We start from the raw sequence: 13,904 nt of genomic DNA, 5'->3' as shown, positions 1-13,904 counted from the left end.
GATTCTAGGTCGAATCGGACAGTGCTATGTTTGACCTAGATCAAAACCGACTTCGGTGCATCCGACAGGAGTTCCCCATGGCAGAGCAGACAACCACCGGATCCTCGCGCGTCAAGCGCGGACTCGCCGAGATGCTCAAGGGCGGCGTCATCATGGACGTCGTCACGGCAGAGCAGGCGAAGATCGCCGAAGACGCCGGCGCCGTCGCCGTCATGGCGCTCGAGCGCGTGCCGGCCGACATCCGTGCGCAGGGCGGCGTATCGCGCATGAGCGACCCCGACATGATCGACAGCATCATCGACGCGGTGTCGATCCCCGTCATGGCCAAGGCCCGCATCGGGCACTTCGTCGAGGCGCAGGTCCTGCAGGAGCTCGGCGTCGACTACATCGACGAGTCCGAGGTGCTCTCGCCCGCCGACTACGTGAACCACATCGACAAGTACGGCTTCACTGTGCCGTTCGTGTGCGGTGCGACCAACCTCGGCGAGGCGCTGCGTCGCATCAACGAGGGCGCGGCCATGATCCGCTCCAAGGGCGAGGCCGGTACCGGTGACGTCTCGGAGGCGATGAAGCACATCCGCAAGATCCGCGGCGAGATCGCCGCGCTCACCGCGCTGCCCAAGGACGAGCTGTTCGTCGCGGCCAAGGAGCTGCAGGCACCCTACGAGCTCGTGGCCGAGATCGCCGAGACCGGAAAGCTCCCCGTCGTGCTGTTCGTGGCCGGCGGAGTCGCGACCCCTGCGGATGCGGCGATGATGATGCAGCTCGGCGCCGACGGCGTGTTCGTCGGATCCGGGATCTTCAAGTCGGGCAACCCCGCCGAGCGCGCGAAGGCGATCGTCAAGGCGACGACCTTCTTCGACGACGCCAAGGTCATCGCCGAGGTTTCGCGGGGTCTCGGCGAGGCTATGGTCGGCATCAACGTCAGCGACCTCCCGGCACCGCACCGCCTCGCCGAGCGTGGCTGGTAGCACTCGGGTCGGTGTCCTCGCGCTGCAGGGCGACGTGCGCGAGCACGCCAGCCTGCTCACGGGCCTCGGCGCCGATGTGGTTCTGGTGCGTCGTCCCGACGAGCTCTCGTCGGTGGGCGGCCTCGTGATCCCGGGTGGAGAGTCGAGCGTGATCGACAAGCTCTCCCGCATCTTCGGGATGCAGCAGCCGATCCGCGACGCGATCGCGGCAGGGATGCCGGTGCTCGGCACCTGTGCGGGACTGATCATGCTCGCCGATGACATCGTCGACGCGATCGACGGGCAGGAATCGTTCGGGGGGCTCGACGTCGTCGTCCGCCGCAATGCCTTCGGACGACAGGTGGAATCCTTCGAGGCCGAGCTCGACGTCCCCGCTCTCGGTACGGAGCCGGTCTCTGCGGCGTTCATCCGCGGCCCCGTGGTCGAGTCGGTCGGTCCGCGTGCCCAGGTGCTGGCGGCGTTGCCGGACGGTCGCGTCGTCGCGGTGGAGCAGGGAGAACTGCTCGGGCTGAGCTTCCACCCCGAGATCACGGGGGAGAAGCGCTTCCATGAGCGCTTCCTCGCGCGGGTCGAAGCGCGCCGACGCGCGATGGTGACGCCGCGCGTCTGATCAGAGCAGCGTGGCGAGCCAGCGCAGCGCCGGAACCGCCTGCGCGCGCTGGAAGGCGCGAAGGCCAGGGAGCTGCGGAATCTCCGGTTGTGTCTGCTGGTACCAGAGGAACGACGCGAACGCGGAGATCACGGGGAGCAACTCGATCTGCGACGGCGCATGGTGGTCTTCGAAGACAGCCCACGCCTCTTCGCAGGTCGGCCCACCCGACGCCTCGATGCTCGGCAGCAGACAGGGCAGGTCGACCCACGCAGCGCCCCTAGATGCATGCGGCCAGTCGAGCAGGTGCGCTCGTGCACCGCTGATGAGGATGTTGTCCGCCCGCACGTCGTCATGCACGATGACGTCGCCGTGCAGGGCGTCGCTGAGGCCCTCCTCGATCCGCAGGAGCTGCGGAATCCGCGCCGGCAGATCGTGGGGCAGAGCCTCGAGGAGACGGGGATCCCCGGCTATCTCCGTCCACCGGGCGAAGCCGGGGATCATGCGGTCTTCCGCTCGCGGCATCTCCGACGGCGCGGCGGTGGTCGAGAGCGCTCGCAGGGCCTGAGCCACGGCGTGCAGATCTTCGACCGTCCACGGTCGACCGGGGTGGTGTCCGTCGATCGCCTCGATGACGAGTGCGGCACCCGCGGCGTCGTCGAAGGCGGCGAGGAGGCGCGGAGCGACCGAAGAGGGCAGGTCGACGAGCGTGCGCATCTCCTCGCGGAGGAAGTGCAGCGAGTCCGCATGCCAGTCGGCACCGCAGGCCTTGACGAAGGCATGACCCGCCGTGGTCGTCACGACGCCCGCATAGGAGGCGCTGAAGCCGCCGTGTGCGGGCCGGTCGGTCACGAAGTCGCCCCCGATCGCCCCGACGATCTGTGCGCGTACCGACGGAGGAAGCGCCGTCCAGGCGGGCCGGAGGCGATCAGCTCCGGTGTTCATCGTGCGGTGCCCTCCGTGTCGGGATCGACCCGGCGGTGGGAGAGCAGCCAGTCGTAGAACTCGGGGTTCGCGTACGTCTCGGTCCAGGAATCGTGACCGACGCCCGCATATCGCGTGAACCGCACGTCGGCGTCGAGCGGCTGGAGCTCGGTCACGATCTGCTCCGTGGCGGAGATCGGCACGACATCGTCGGCGTCGCCGTGGAACGTCCAGACGGGCAGGCTGCGCACAGGCGCGGCGCTCTGCATCCACAGTCCGCCGCAGATGGGTGCGATCGCGGCGAACCGCTCCGGATAGCGCACCGCCAGACTCCAGGTCCCGAACCCGCCCATGCTGAGTCCGGTCACCGATATGCGCGCCGGGTCGATGCGGTGCGCCGCGACGACCTCGTCAAGCAGTGCGGACAGCGTCGAGACCTCGGCGACCCACTGACTCGACTCCGCGCACTGGGGTGTGACGAGCACGAAGGGGAACTCGCGGCCGGCATCCGCCAGCATCGGGGGGCCGTGCACGGCGGCGAGGTCGATGTCGGAACCTCGTTCTCCGGCACCGTGCAAGAACAGTACGAGGGGCCAGAGCTTCTCCCGATCGGCGTCGTAGTCGTCCGGCAGATGGACCAGGTAGCGCAAGGCGTCGGCCGGTGTCGGCTCGCCGTCGCGCACGTGCGAGGAGAGCCGTGCAGGAGCGATGTGTCGTGATCTGCGCATTCCTCCATCCTGCGCCACCCGCGCCGTTCGATAGAATGGACGACGCGCTGAGCGCGAGCTCACGCGGATACGACGAGCGGAGACTTATGTCCGGGCATTCCAAGTGGGCGACCACGAAGCACAAGAAGGCCATCATCGACTCCAGGCGCGCGAAGTCCTGGGCCAAGCTCATCAAGAACATCGAGGTCGCCGCGAAGCTCGGCGGACCTGACCTGGCGGGCAACCCGACGCTCTTCGACGCGGTGCAGAAGGCGAAGAAGACCTCTGTCCCGAAGGACAACATCGATCGCGCGGTGAAGCGCGGCGCAGGTATCGGCGGCGAAGCCGTCGAGTACCTCTCGATCATGTACGAAGGCTATGGGCCCAACGGTGTCGCGCTCATGATCGAGTGTCTGACCGACAACAAGAACCGCGCGGCCGCCGAGGTGCGCACGGCTCTCAGCCGCAACGGCGGCACGCTGGCCGACCCGGGCAGCGTGGCCTACAACTTCAGCCGCAAGGGCGTCATCGTCGTCGGCTCCGAGGGCACCTCAGAGGACGACGTCATGATGGCGGCGCTCGAGGCGGGTGCCGAGGAGATCGAGCCGCACGCCGAGGGCTTCGAGGTCATCACCGAAGCGACCGACCTCGTGGCCGTGCGCAGCGCGCTCCAGGAAGCGGGGATCGACTACGAATCGGCCGACGTCGAGTTCGTCCCGAACCTCAAGGTCGAGATCGACGCCGACACGGCGCGCAAGATCTTCCGTCTGATCGACGCCCTGGAAGACAGCGAAGACGTGCAGAACGTGTTCACCAACTTCGATCTGACCCCCGAGGTCCAGGCCGAACTGGAGAACGACGAGGCGTAGGCGCGCCGAGCGGCCGGTGTCGGTCCTGCGGCCTAGCCTGGGGGAGTGACCTCCTCTCTGCGTGTGCTCGGCATCGATCCAGGGCTCACCCGGTGCGGTGTCGGCGTCGTCGACGTCGACGGCTCGCGTCGCGGGACTCTGGTGCACGTCGGCGTGATCAGGTCATCGCCGGACGCGGAGATCGGTGATCGTCTGTCGATCGTCGCCGCCGGCATCCGCGCCGTGATCGCCGAGCACCGTCCGCACGCGGTGGCCGTCGAGCGGGTCTTCGCGCAGCAGAACACGCACTCGGTGATGGGCACCGCACAGGCCAGTGGCGTCGCGTTGCTGATCGCCTCCGAGTCGGGGCTCCCCGCAGCCACGCATACGCCGAGTGAGGTCAAGGCCGCCGTCACCGGATACGGTGCTGCCGACAAGCGGCAGGTGCAGACGATGATCGCCCGCATCCTGCGCCTCGACGCACTGCCGCAACCGGCCGATGCCGCCGACGCACTGGCCATCGCCCTCTGCCACGCCTGGCGCCGCGGGGGAGCAGCGGCTACCGCCCCCGGGGCCCTGACTCCCGCTCAGCGTGCCTGGGCCGAGGCCGAGAAGCGTGTCGGTCGAACATACCTACGAGCGACGCCGTAGGCTGAGGGGATGATCTCCTCTCTGCACGGCGTCGTCCTGCATGCGGCATCCGATCAGGTCGTCATCGATGTGGGCGGGGTCGGATTCGCGGTCGCGGTGCCCGCCGATGTCGCGCACACCGCGACGGTGGGAGAGAAGCTGCTGCTGCACACCAGCCTCATCGTCCGTGAGGACTCGCTGTCGCTGTTCGGCTTCGCCGACCGTGGTGAGCTCGAGATCTTCGGACTGCTGATCAGCGTGACCGGCGTCGGTCCGAAGTCGGCACTCGGCGTGCTCTCGCACCTCACGAGCGATCAGATCGCCGAGGCCGTCACCGCGGAGGATGACGCCCCCTTCCGACGCGTTTCCGGCATCGGCCCCAAGACGGCGAAGCTCATCGTGCTGCAGCTCGCCGGCAAGGTGCAGGCGTTCGCGGCTCCGGCGAAGCCCGCCGCGGGCGGCGGCGCCGATGTCGTCACGCAGGTGGCCGCGGCACTCGTGGGGCTCGGCTGGTCGGAGAAGGTCGCCGCAGACGCCGCCGCCCAGACGGCAGCGGATGCCACGGAGGCGGAGAGCGCATCCGTGGCCTCGCTGCTTCGTCGTACGCTCGCCCTGCTCGGCCCGGCGCAGGGAGGCCAGGCGCGTGTCTGATCCCCTCGACGCCGGCGAGCCCTCCGACGAGACCGAACTCGCCATCGAAGGCGCGCTGCGGCCGACGAGCCTCGGAGAGTTCGTGGGCCAGCAGAAGGTGCGCGGTCAGCTGCAGCTGCTCCTCGAGGCCGCCCGCATCCAGAGTCGTCCCGCCGATCACATCCTCTTGGCGGGACCTCCCGGCCTGGGGAAGACGACGCTCGCGATGATCGTCGCACACGAGAGCGAACGTCCGCTCCGGCTGTCCAGCGGCCCGGCGATCCAGCACGCCGGTGATCTCGCGGCCCTGCTCTCGAGCCTGGTCCCCGGTGAAGTGCTCTTCATCGACGAGATCCACCGCATGGCGCGCTCCGCCGAGGAGATGCTCTATCTCGCGATGGAGGACTACCGCATCGACATCATGGTCGGGAAGGGCGCGGGAGCGACGAGCATCCCGCTCGAACTCTCGCCGTTCACCCTGGTCGGCGCGACGACTCGCTCCGGGCTGCTGCCCAACCCGCTCCGCGACCGCTTCGGGTTCACCGGTCACCTCGAGTTCTACGAGGTGGGCGAGCTGGAGCAGGTGATCGCACGATCCGCGGCCGTGCTCGGCGTCGACCTCCCGACCGACTCGCTCGCCGAGATCGCCCGACGCTCCCGTGGCACCCCGCGCATCGCGAACCGCCTCCTTCGCCGGGTGCGCGATTATGCGCTGGTGCACACGGGGGGAGTTGCGACCATCCGCCAGGTCCGTGCGGCCCTGGATCTGTACGACGTCGATCCGATCGGTCTCGACCGCCTGGACCGTGCCGTGCTCGAAGCGCTCGTCCGGCGGTTCCGCGGTGGCCCGGTCGGCCTCAGCACGCTCGCTGTCGCCGTCGGTGAGGAAGCCGAGACCGTGGAGAGCGTGGTTGAGCCGTACCTCGTGCGCATCGGGTTCCTCGGGCGCACGCCCCGCGGCCGTGTGGCGATGCCGGAGGCGTACGCGCACCTGGGTGTCGCGCATCCGGACGGGATGCTTAAGTTGGATGACCTATAATCACTGAAGACTTCCCGGATACCTTCGCGCGCCCAAAGGCTGGAGCGTGCACCTGAGAAAGGCGCTTCCCCCATGCCCATGGAATTCCTGCTCTTCGGCCTCCTCGCCGTTCTCCTCGTCTTCATGATCTTCAACACGCGTAAGCGCACGAAGCAGATGAAGGCCGAGCAGGAGGAGAAGGCCACCAAGACCGTTCCGGGCGCCAAGGTGCTCCTCCAGGGCGGCATCTACGGGACGATCGTCGCGTACGACCCCGACGACCTCGACACCCCCGCCCTCGTCGAGATCGCTCCCGGCACCATCATCGACGTGCACAGCCAGGCGATCCTGCGCGTGGTCGAGCCCAAGGATGCCGCCGTCGACGCACCGTCGGACGACATCGTCGAGGAGCGTGTCGTCGAGGAGCCGGTCGCCGATGAGCCGGTCGCTCCCGCTGTCGAGACCCCCGAGGAGACCCGCGCTCGCCTCGAGCGCGACGCCGACGACAAGTAACGCCGAGGCCGACGCGGCCCCTCGGATCTCCGTCCTTCCAGAAAGCTGAACACACGTGGCTTCATCCTCTCCCGTCCGTCACGCCTGGCGGGTCCTTCTCGGCCTGCTCCTCGTGACGGGCGTGCTCTTCGGCATCAACGCACTGGGTGTGTACGTCTTCAAGGACAGCAACGGGGAGGCCGCGAGCTCGTGGACACCTGAGCTCGCCCTCGATCTGCAGGGCGGCACACAGATCGTGCTGAGTGCGGAGACCGAGGACGGAGCGGCTCCGTCGTCCGAGCAGCTCGACCAGGCCGCGGCGATCATCCGGCAGCGTGTCGATGCGTCCGGCGTCGCCGAGGCCGACATCACGACCGAGGGCGGACAGAACATCGTCGTCCAGATCCCCGGTGAGGCCGACGCGCAGACGCGGGAGCGGATCCAGTCCAGTGCTCAGCTGGAGTTCCGTCCCGTGCTCTACACGACGGCAGCGACCAACGAGTTCGTGGGCGAGGACGGCAACTCGACGCCGTATCCCAGCCCGGATCCGGGTCTGAACTCGACGCCGACGGCCGAGCCGACCGACGCGAGCGACCTCTCCTGGGTCACCGACAAGCTGGCCGCGGAGTTCCAGGCATACGACTGCGCGAACCCGGAGAACGACGCCTCCAAGGCGCCGAAGGACCAGCCGCTCATCGCCTGCTCGGCGGACGGGAGCGCCAAGTACATCCTCGGACCGGCAGAGCTCGACGGCACCGCCATCACCGACGCCTCGGCCGGTCGCGACCCGAAGTCGGGTGCCTGGCTGGTGCAGCTCACGATGAACGGCGACGGGGCCGATGCGTTCGGCAAGGTCAGCACCCGCCTGAACCAGAACCGCATCGACGGGCTCACGCCGCGGGATCAGTTCGCCTTCGTGCTGGACGGCAACGTGATCAGCGCTCCGCGGATGAACGGGCAGATCCTCGATGGTCGCCCCAGCATCTCCGGAAGCTTCACGCAGGAGTCCGCGACCACTCTCGCCGATCAGCTCAAGTTCGGCGCCCTTCCGCTGAGCTTCACGGTGCAGAGCTCCGACACGATCTCGGCGACGCTGGGTACGCAGCAGCTGCAGATCGGTCTCATCGCGGGCCTCATCGGGCTCGCGCTGGTGGCGATCTACTCGCTGATCGTCTATCGAGCGCTCGGGTCGGTGATCATCGCGTCGATCGCGGTGATGGCGGTGCTCACCTACATCATCATCTGCATCCTGGCGTGGCGAATCGGGTTCCGCCTCTCGCTCGCCGGTGTCGCCGGTCTCATCGTGTCCATCGGCTTCACCGCCGACTCGTTCATCGTGTACTTCGAACGAATACGAGACGAGCTCCGTGACGGGAAGTCGATCACCGCGGCGGTCGAGGACGGCTGGGGTCGTGCGAAGCGCACGATCTACATCTCCAAGTCGATCAACATCCTCGCGGCGGTCGTCCTCTACATCCTGGCCGATGCCACGGTGAAGGGCTTCGCCTTCACGCTCGGACTCACGACGCTCATCGATGTGTTCATCTTCGTGATCTTCACGCACCCGGTGATGCAACTTCTCGCGCGCACCCGCTTCTTCGGCGGCGGCCACAAGCTGTCCGGACTCGATCCCGAAGCTCTCGGGGCCGTGTACCGCAGCCGCTCGCAGTACCGAGAGGTCACCACGGCGTCGGTCGGGCGGGGCGCGAAGAACGCGCGGTCCCGCGGCGAGGCCGACCGCAGACAGACGATCGCCGAACGCAAGCGCGCCGAGGCCCTCACGGGCGAGAGATCCACCAAAGCCGGAAGTGAGGGAGACGCCTGATGCCTTCCATGAATGAGTTCGGCAACAACCTCTACTCCGGGAAGACCTCCTTCCCGTTCGTCGGCAAGCGCCGTCTGTGGTTCATCATCGCGATCATCCTGGTCGTCGGCTCGGCGTTGGTGCCGCTCATCCGTCCTATCCAGTTCTCGATCGAGTTCACGGGTGGATCGCAGTTCACCGTGCAGGCGCCGGACAGCCTCGATCAGGAGACGGCGACCACAGCCGTGCAATCGGTCGTCCCCGGCGCTGCGACCAAGGTCGTCGTCGTCAGCGGCAAGGACGTCCGCGTCCAGACCGACCAGATGAGCGCTGCCGAGACCCAGCAGGTCGGCGAGGCACTGGCGAAGGCATACGGCGTCGATCCGTCCGACGTCACTTCCTCCTTCATCGGACCCGCGTGGGGTGAGAACGTCACCAAGCAGTCGCTGTGGGGTCTCGCGATCTTCCTGGCCCTGACCTTCCTGATCCTGGCGATCTACTTCCGCACCTGGAAGATGTCGGCTGCGGCCATCATCGGTCTCCTCGACGTGCTCGTGATCACGGTGGGCATCTACGCGCTGGCCGGCTTCGAGATCTCGCCGGCGGCGGTGATCGGCTTCCTCACGATCCTCGCGTACTCGCTGTACGACACCACGGTCGTGTTCGACAAGATCCGCGAGAACACGACCGAAGACGGGGAGAAGTCCGCCCGCTTGTTCGGCGAGTCGGTCAACCTCGCGGTGAACCAGACACTCGTGCGCTCCATCAACACGTCCGTCGTCGCTGCTCTGCCGGTCGGCGCGGTGCTCTTCATCGGCGCGTTCTGGCTGGGCGCGGAGTCGCTCACCGACATCTCGCTCTCGATCTTCGTCGGCATTCTCGTGGCCACCTACTCGACGCTCTTCGTGGCTGCTCCGCTCTACTCGCTGTTCCGCGAGAACGAGCCGCAGCTGAAGGCACGGGATGCCCGCATCCGAGAGGCTCGCAGCAGGGCGGCCGTCGAGGTCTGATCGGTTCCTCAGCGGGGCCGGTGCCGCACAGCACGCGTAGGATTGATCGATCAGGAGGTGAGTAGATGGCGGAACCGCAGACGTCATCGCAGGGCTCGAGTCTGCGACGGCTGGTTCCCCGCATCTTCTCCCGCGCGTCGAGGATCAATGACCTCGACAATCTGATCCGCACAGTCCGGGCGAACCACCCCAAGGGCGACTTCTCGGTGATCGAGAGGGCCTACGCGGTCGCCAAGGAGAAGCACGAGGGGCAGAAGCGCCAGAGCGGTGAGCCGTACATCACCCACCCGCTCGCGGTCGCCCAGATCCTCGCCGAACTCGGTCTCGGGCCCCGGGCGATCGCCGCAGCGCTGCTGCACGACACCGTCGAGGACACCGGGTACGCGCTGACCGATCTCACCGCCGAGTTCGGCGACGAGGTCGCGATGCTCGTCGACGGCGTCACCAAGCTCGACAAGGTGAAGTACGGCGAGAGCGCGCAGGCCGAGACCGTCCGCAAGATGATCGTCGCGATGTCCAAGGACATCCGAGTGCTGCTGATCAAGCTCGCCGACCGCCTCCACAACGCGCGCACCTGGGGTTTCGTTCCGCCGGAGAAGGCGGCGAAGAAGGCCAAGGAGACCCTGGAGATCTACGCTCCGTTGGCGAATCGCCTCGGAATCCAGGCGATCAAGTCGGAGCTCGAGGACCTCTCCTTCGCGGTGCTGCACCCGAAGATCTACAACGAGATCCACAGCCTCATCGCGCAGCGCACCCCGCAGCGCGAGAAGTACCTGAACCAGGTCGTCGAGGAGATCGACGAAGACCTGCGAGATCTCCGCATCCGTGGCAAGGTCGTCGGGCGTCCCAAGCAGCTCTACTCGGTGTACCAGAAGATGGTCATCCGCGGCCGTGAGTTCGACGACATCTACGACCTGATCGGCATCCGGGTGCTGGTGTCCTCCGTGCGCGACTGCTACGCGGTGCTCGGCGCCATCCACGCACGCTGGACTCCGCTGCCGGGTCGTTTCAAGGACTACATCGCCACACCCAAGTTCAACCTCTACCAGTCACTGCACACCACGGTGATCGGCCCCGCCGGCCGCACGGTCGAGATCCAGATCCGCACCCATGAGATGCACCAGCAGGCCGAGTACGGCGTCGCTGCGCACTGGATGTACAAGGAGCGGATGAACGGCGGCGGCAAGACCGAGGTCCGCGCGTCCGACACCGACATGGCCTGGCTCGCGCACATCTCCGACTGGCAGGCCGAGACCGCCGATCCTGGAGAGTTCCTGGAATCCCTCCGGTTCGAGATCGGCGCGAAGGAGGTCTACGTCTTCACGCCGAAGGGCCGGGTGATCGGGCTGCCCTCTGGCGCGACCCCGGTGGACTTCGCCTACGCCGTGCACACCGAGATCGGCCACCGCACGATGGGCGCCAAGGTCAACGGTCGCCTGGTGCCTCTGGAGTCCGAGCTCAAGAGCGGTGACGTCGTCGAGGTGTTTACCTCGAAGAACCCCGACGCGGGACCCAGCCAGGACTGGCTCGGGTTCGTTGCGAGCACGCGCGCCCGCAACAAGATCCGCGGGTGGTTCACGAAGGAGCGCCGCGAGGAGGCGATCGAGCAGGGCAAGGAGGCCATCGCCCGCGCGATGCGCCGACAGAACCTGCCGCTGCAGCGTCTGATGAGTCATGATTCGTTCACGGAAGTGGCGCGGGGCATGCACTACGAGGACGTGTCCGCACTCTACGCCGCCGTCGGTGAGGGGCATGTCTCCACCCAGTCGGTGCTGGAGAAGGTCACCGCTCTCGTGGCGGCGAGCGACCCCACGACGGGTGCCATCGATCTGCCTGGCAGCGCTCCGAGCCGCGAGCCGCGATCCGGGGACTCCGGTGTGCTCGTTCGTGGAGCCAACGACATCCTGGTGAAGCTGGCCAAGTGCTGCACACCTGTTCCCGGGGATCAGATCGTCGGTTTCGTGACCCGTGGCAGCGGCGTCTCGGTGCATCGTGCCGACTGCGTCAACGTCAAGGCCCTCGGCAGCGAGCAAGACCGGTTCGTCGAGGTGTCCTGGGCACCGACCACCAAGAGCGTGTTCCGCGTGCAGATCCAGGTCGAGGCCCTCGACCGCTCCGGGCTCCTCTCGGACGTCACGCGCGTTCTGAGCGAGCACCACGTCAACATCCTCTCGGCGACGGTCACGACCACCGATGAGCGCCTGGCATTGAGTCGTTTCGTGTTCGAGATGGGTGACGCCGTTCACCTGGACCGTGTGCTCAACGCGGTGCGCCGGATCGACGCCGTCTACGACGTCTACCGCGTCACCTCTTCTTGAGCGAGAGTCGCTCCAGCACGGCCATTCCGACGCGACTGCCGGGAACACGGCTCATGTCGCGCAACGCGTCTCCCGCGGCCTCGGGCGCTTCGGGGAACACGATGGCGAGACGGTCCATCCACGTGAGCACTCGGGGGTCTCGGTGCAGCGTCGTGGCGAGGTCGAGCATCGTCCGCATCGGCGTCGACACCAGCACTCCGCCGATCTGCTGAAGGTCGGACGACGGCACCACGGTGTCGTGGAAGACGAGTCGTGAACTGGTGACGGCTCTGATGCGCCTCTCGACGCAGCGCCTGATGTGATGCACGGCGGGCGGGGCGTCACCGGCGCCGTGGATCCAGGCGGCGGTCGGACCCGAGGCTGCGGTTCCCGGCCGCACCAGGGTGGCGATCGTGCTGGCCCTGACATCGGGCCCCTCGATGAGGTCAGCGGGGACGTAGGCGTCGCCCACCTCCACCACGTGGCCGTCGATCCGCGCGGCACTCAGCTCCGACTGGCTCAACCGCTCACCGGGGACGTAGAGAAAGGCGGGGTGCATCACGCCAGTCTGGCGCAGTGCACCCCGCCTCTTCCGAGCTCGCGGGTGAGCTGTGGAGAACGGATCAGCTGCCGAGGGCGCTCAGCCAGGCGCGTCGCGCTTCGAGTGCGTCGGATGCGGCCTTGGCGGCCTTCTTGTCGCCCGCCTTCTGCGCCGCGGCGACCTCGGCCTCGAGCTTCTCGATCGCCTCGAGCAGCTGCGAACTCATGTCGTTCGCGCGTGCCTTGGTCTCCGGGTTGTTCTTCTTCCAGTCCACGTCTTCGCGGCCCTTCAGAGCCTGCTCGATCGCGCGGAGCTTGTCGTCGAGTGCACGCTCCTTCTCCCGGGGGAAGACGCGGCCGATCTCGTCCCACTGCCGCTGGATGCGCGTGAGAAGTGCACGGGCCCGCTTGATGTTCGACTCGTCCGCGACGGCCTTCGCCTCTTCGAGGAGGGCCTCGCGAGCCTCGATCTTCGGCGCGGAGTCTGCCTCTTCCGCAGCGGCCTGCTCGGCACGCGCGGCGTAGAGAGCGTCGCCGGCAGCCTTGAAGCGTGCCCAGAGGGCGTCGTCGGCCTTGCGTCCGGCGCGCCCGGATGCCTTCCACTCGTCGAGGAGGTTGCGATACGCGGGGATGCCGTCCGTGCCACGGGGGGCGAGCGCCTCGGCGCGTTCGACCAGACGGGTCTTCGCGTCGCGCGCTGCCTTGTGCGCATCGTCGAGCTCGGAGTAGAACGCACGGCGCTGCTTGTCGACGATCGCACGGGCGTCGCGGAACCGCTTCCAGAGCTGCTGGGAGATTCCCTTCGACAGGCGCGGTCCGTTCTGCTGCTGCGCCTGCCAGGCGTCGAACAGCTCGCCGAGCTCGGCGGTGACCTGCTTCCACTGCACCTTGCTGAGGTCGCGGGCGGCGATCTCCTCGGCGCGCTCGACGAGGATCGTGCGCTCGGCGATCGCCTTGTCGACGAGCTCCTTGGCCTGCTGCGCCTCCTGCTCGGTGGCTTCCGACAACGACGAGGTGAGCGCGTTGAGTCGATCGCGCAGTCCTGCGAGATCGCCGACGGCGGCGGCATCGGTCGCCTCCTCGATCAGGTGCGCAGCCTGCTTGGCCAGGTCGCCGGCAGAAGCTCCGCCTGCCTGGTGGCGCTGCTCGAGCGTCTGCACCTTGAAGGCGATGTCGTCGAACTTGCGGACGAAGTAGGCGAGGGCCTCGTCGGGAGTGCCGTCGGGGTACTGGCCGACGACGCGCCAGGCATCGCCCTCCTTGACCTCGACGGTTCCGTCATCGGACACGCGACCCCATTCGGCTGAGGTCGAGGATGCGGCCGGCACCGATGCGACGGGCGCGACGGCGGCCGGTGTCGACGCCTTTCGCGGCATCGGCACGGCGGGGGGTCCGGGGACGGGGGGAGTCGGCTTCGTGGGCTCGTTGGCAGACACGTGATTCT

The 13,904-nt window shown here is 67.6% G+C and carries 14 protein-coding genes; 10 read left to right on the top strand and 4 right to left on the bottom strand.

The annotated features are described in order from the left end of the window. Positions 1 to 77: 77 nt before the first annotated feature. Together pdxS and pdxT are read left to right on the top strand one after the other, a co-directional pair. Positions 78 to 971 carry a pyridoxal 5'-phosphate synthase lyase subunit PdxS gene (gene pdxS / locus KY497_RS12355; RefSeq protein WP_055868042.1) on the top strand — a complete coding sequence of 298 codons (894 nt, stop codon included), beginning with the start codon at positions 78 to 80 and terminating at the stop codon, positions 969 to 971. Beyond that, a complete protein-coding gene (gene pdxT / locus KY497_RS12350; protein ID WP_219869160.1) occupies positions 961 to 1,581 on the top strand; it encodes a pyridoxal 5'-phosphate synthase glutaminase subunit PdxT in 621 nt (206 codons plus the stop codon). The genes pdxS and pdxT overlap by 11 nt, the downstream gene beginning before the upstream one ends. Here the strand turns inward: pdxT and KY497_RS12345 are convergent, their stop codons facing one another. Together KY497_RS12345 and KY497_RS12340 are read right to left on the bottom strand one after the other, a co-directional pair. Beyond that, entirely contained in the window at positions 1,582 to 2,505 is a 924-nt protein-coding gene (locus KY497_RS12345) for an aminoglycoside phosphotransferase family protein (protein WP_219869159.1), read from the bottom strand. After that, positions 2,502 to 3,212, bottom strand: coding sequence for a dienelactone hydrolase family protein (locus tag KY497_RS12340; RefSeq protein WP_219869158.1), 711 nt, complete (start codon positions 3,210 to 3,212; stop codon positions 2,502 to 2,504). The genes KY497_RS12345 and KY497_RS12340 overlap by 4 nt, the downstream gene beginning before the upstream one ends. A gap of 86 nt (positions 3,213 to 3,298) precedes the next feature. On the opposite strand from KY497_RS12340, the gene KY497_RS12335 reads away from it, so the two are divergent. The 8 genes from KY497_RS12335 to KY497_RS12300 all read left to right on the top strand — a co-directional run bounded on the left by KY497_RS12335 (position 3,299) and on the right by KY497_RS12300 (position 11,941). Then, positions 3,299 to 4,060: a YebC/PmpR family DNA-binding transcriptional regulator gene (locus KY497_RS12335; RefSeq protein WP_017830533.1), complete on the top strand. Its 762-nt coding sequence runs from the start codon at positions 3,299 to 3,301 to the stop codon at positions 4,058 to 4,060. Between the two features lie 45 nt (positions 4,061 to 4,105). Continuing rightward, positions 4,106 to 4,690, top strand: coding sequence for a crossover junction endodeoxyribonuclease RuvC (gene ruvC, locus KY497_RS12330; RefSeq protein WP_219869157.1), 585 nt, complete (start codon positions 4,106 to 4,108; stop codon positions 4,688 to 4,690). A 9-nt stretch (positions 4,691 to 4,699) separates the two neighbouring features. Next, positions 4,700 to 5,320, top strand: a complete 621-nt coding sequence (ruvA, locus tag KY497_RS12325; protein ID WP_046747161.1) for a Holliday junction branch migration protein RuvA — start codon at positions 4,700 to 4,702, stop codon at positions 5,318 to 5,320. Continuing rightward, on the top strand, positions 5,313 to 6,338 hold the full coding sequence (gene ruvB / locus KY497_RS12320; RefSeq protein ID WP_219869156.1) for a Holliday junction branch migration DNA helicase RuvB: 1,026 nt from the start codon (positions 5,313 to 5,315) through the stop codon (positions 6,336 to 6,338). Before ruvA ends, ruvB begins: the two co-directional genes overlap by 8 nt. A gap of 72 nt (positions 6,339 to 6,410) precedes the next feature. Continuing rightward, the gene (yajC, locus tag KY497_RS12315) at positions 6,411 to 6,830 is read left to right on the top strand and encodes a preprotein translocase subunit YajC (protein ID WP_375140915.1); all 420 of its coding nucleotides are present in this window, start codon (positions 6,411 to 6,413) and stop codon (positions 6,828 to 6,830) included. A gap of 55 nt (positions 6,831 to 6,885) precedes the next feature. After that, positions 6,886 to 8,634, top strand: a complete 1,749-nt coding sequence (gene secD, locus KY497_RS12310; protein ID WP_046747158.1) for a protein translocase subunit SecD — start codon at positions 6,886 to 6,888, stop codon at positions 8,632 to 8,634. Further along, positions 8,634 to 9,623, top strand: coding sequence for a protein translocase subunit SecF (secF, locus tag KY497_RS12305; protein WP_046747157.1), 990 nt, complete (start codon positions 8,634 to 8,636; stop codon positions 9,621 to 9,623). Before secD ends, secF begins: the two co-directional genes overlap by 1 nt. Positions 9,624 to 9,688: 65 nt before the next feature. Then, positions 9,689 to 11,941: a bifunctional (p)ppGpp synthetase/guanosine-3',5'-bis(diphosphate) 3'-pyrophosphohydrolase gene (locus KY497_RS12300; RefSeq protein ID WP_219869155.1), complete on the top strand. Its 2,253-nt coding sequence runs from the start codon at positions 9,689 to 9,691 to the stop codon at positions 11,939 to 11,941. On the opposite strand, the gene KY497_RS12295 is transcribed toward KY497_RS12300, so the two are convergent. Both KY497_RS12295 and KY497_RS12290 read right to left on the bottom strand, forming a co-directional pair. After that, a complete protein-coding gene (locus KY497_RS12295; protein WP_055872481.1) occupies positions 11,928 to 12,479 on the bottom strand; it encodes a type IV toxin-antitoxin system AbiEi family antitoxin in 552 nt (183 codons plus the stop codon). The genes KY497_RS12300 and KY497_RS12295 overlap by 14 nt on opposite strands. 64 nt (positions 12,480 to 12,543) lie before the next feature. Further along, entirely contained in the window at positions 12,544 to 13,896 is a 1,353-nt protein-coding gene (locus KY497_RS12290; RefSeq protein ID WP_219869154.1) for a DUF349 domain-containing protein, read from the bottom strand. Positions 13,897 to 13,904: the final 8 nt, after the last annotated feature.

The sequence above is a fragment of the Microbacterium sp. PAMC22086 genome, from assembly GCF_019443525.1.
Taxonomy (GTDB): Bacteria; Actinomycetota; Actinomycetes; order Actinomycetales; family Microbacteriaceae; genus Microbacterium; species Microbacterium maritypicum.
This window is presented reverse-complemented; position numbering and strand designations above follow the sequence as displayed.

Bases quoted from the DNA above. Each gene is read 5' to 3' on its own strand.
- KY497_RS12345 (WP_219869159.1), bottom strand. From the start codon at position 2,505: ATGAACACCGGAGCTGATCGCCTCCGGCCCGCCTGGACGGCGCTTCCT.
- pdxS (WP_055868042.1), top strand. From the start codon at position 78: ATGGCAGAGCAGACAACCACCGGATCCTCGCGCGTCAAGCGCGGACTC.
- ruvA (WP_046747161.1), top strand. From the start codon at position 4,700: ATGATCTCCTCTCTGCACGGCGTCGTCCTGCATGCGGCATCCGATCAG.
- yajC (WP_375140915.1), top strand. From the start codon at position 6,411: ATGCCCATGGAATTCCTGCTCTTCGGCCTCCTCGCCGTTCTCCTCGTC.
- KY497_RS12295 (WP_055872481.1), bottom strand. From the start codon at position 12,479: ATGCACCCCGCCTTTCTCTACGTCCCCGGTGAGCGGTTGAGCCAGTCG.
- secF (WP_046747157.1), top strand. From the start codon at position 8,634: ATGCCTTCCATGAATGAGTTCGGCAACAACCTCTACTCCGGGAAGACC.
- KY497_RS12300 (WP_219869155.1), top strand. From the start codon at position 9,689: ATGGCGGAACCGCAGACGTCATCGCAGGGCTCGAGTCTGCGACGGCTG.
- KY497_RS12340 (WP_219869158.1), bottom strand. From the start codon at position 3,212: ATGCGCAGATCACGACACATCGCTCCTGCACGGCTCTCCTCGCACGTG.
- KY497_RS12335 (WP_017830533.1), top strand. From the start codon at position 3,299: ATGTCCGGGCATTCCAAGTGGGCGACCACGAAGCACAAGAAGGCCATC.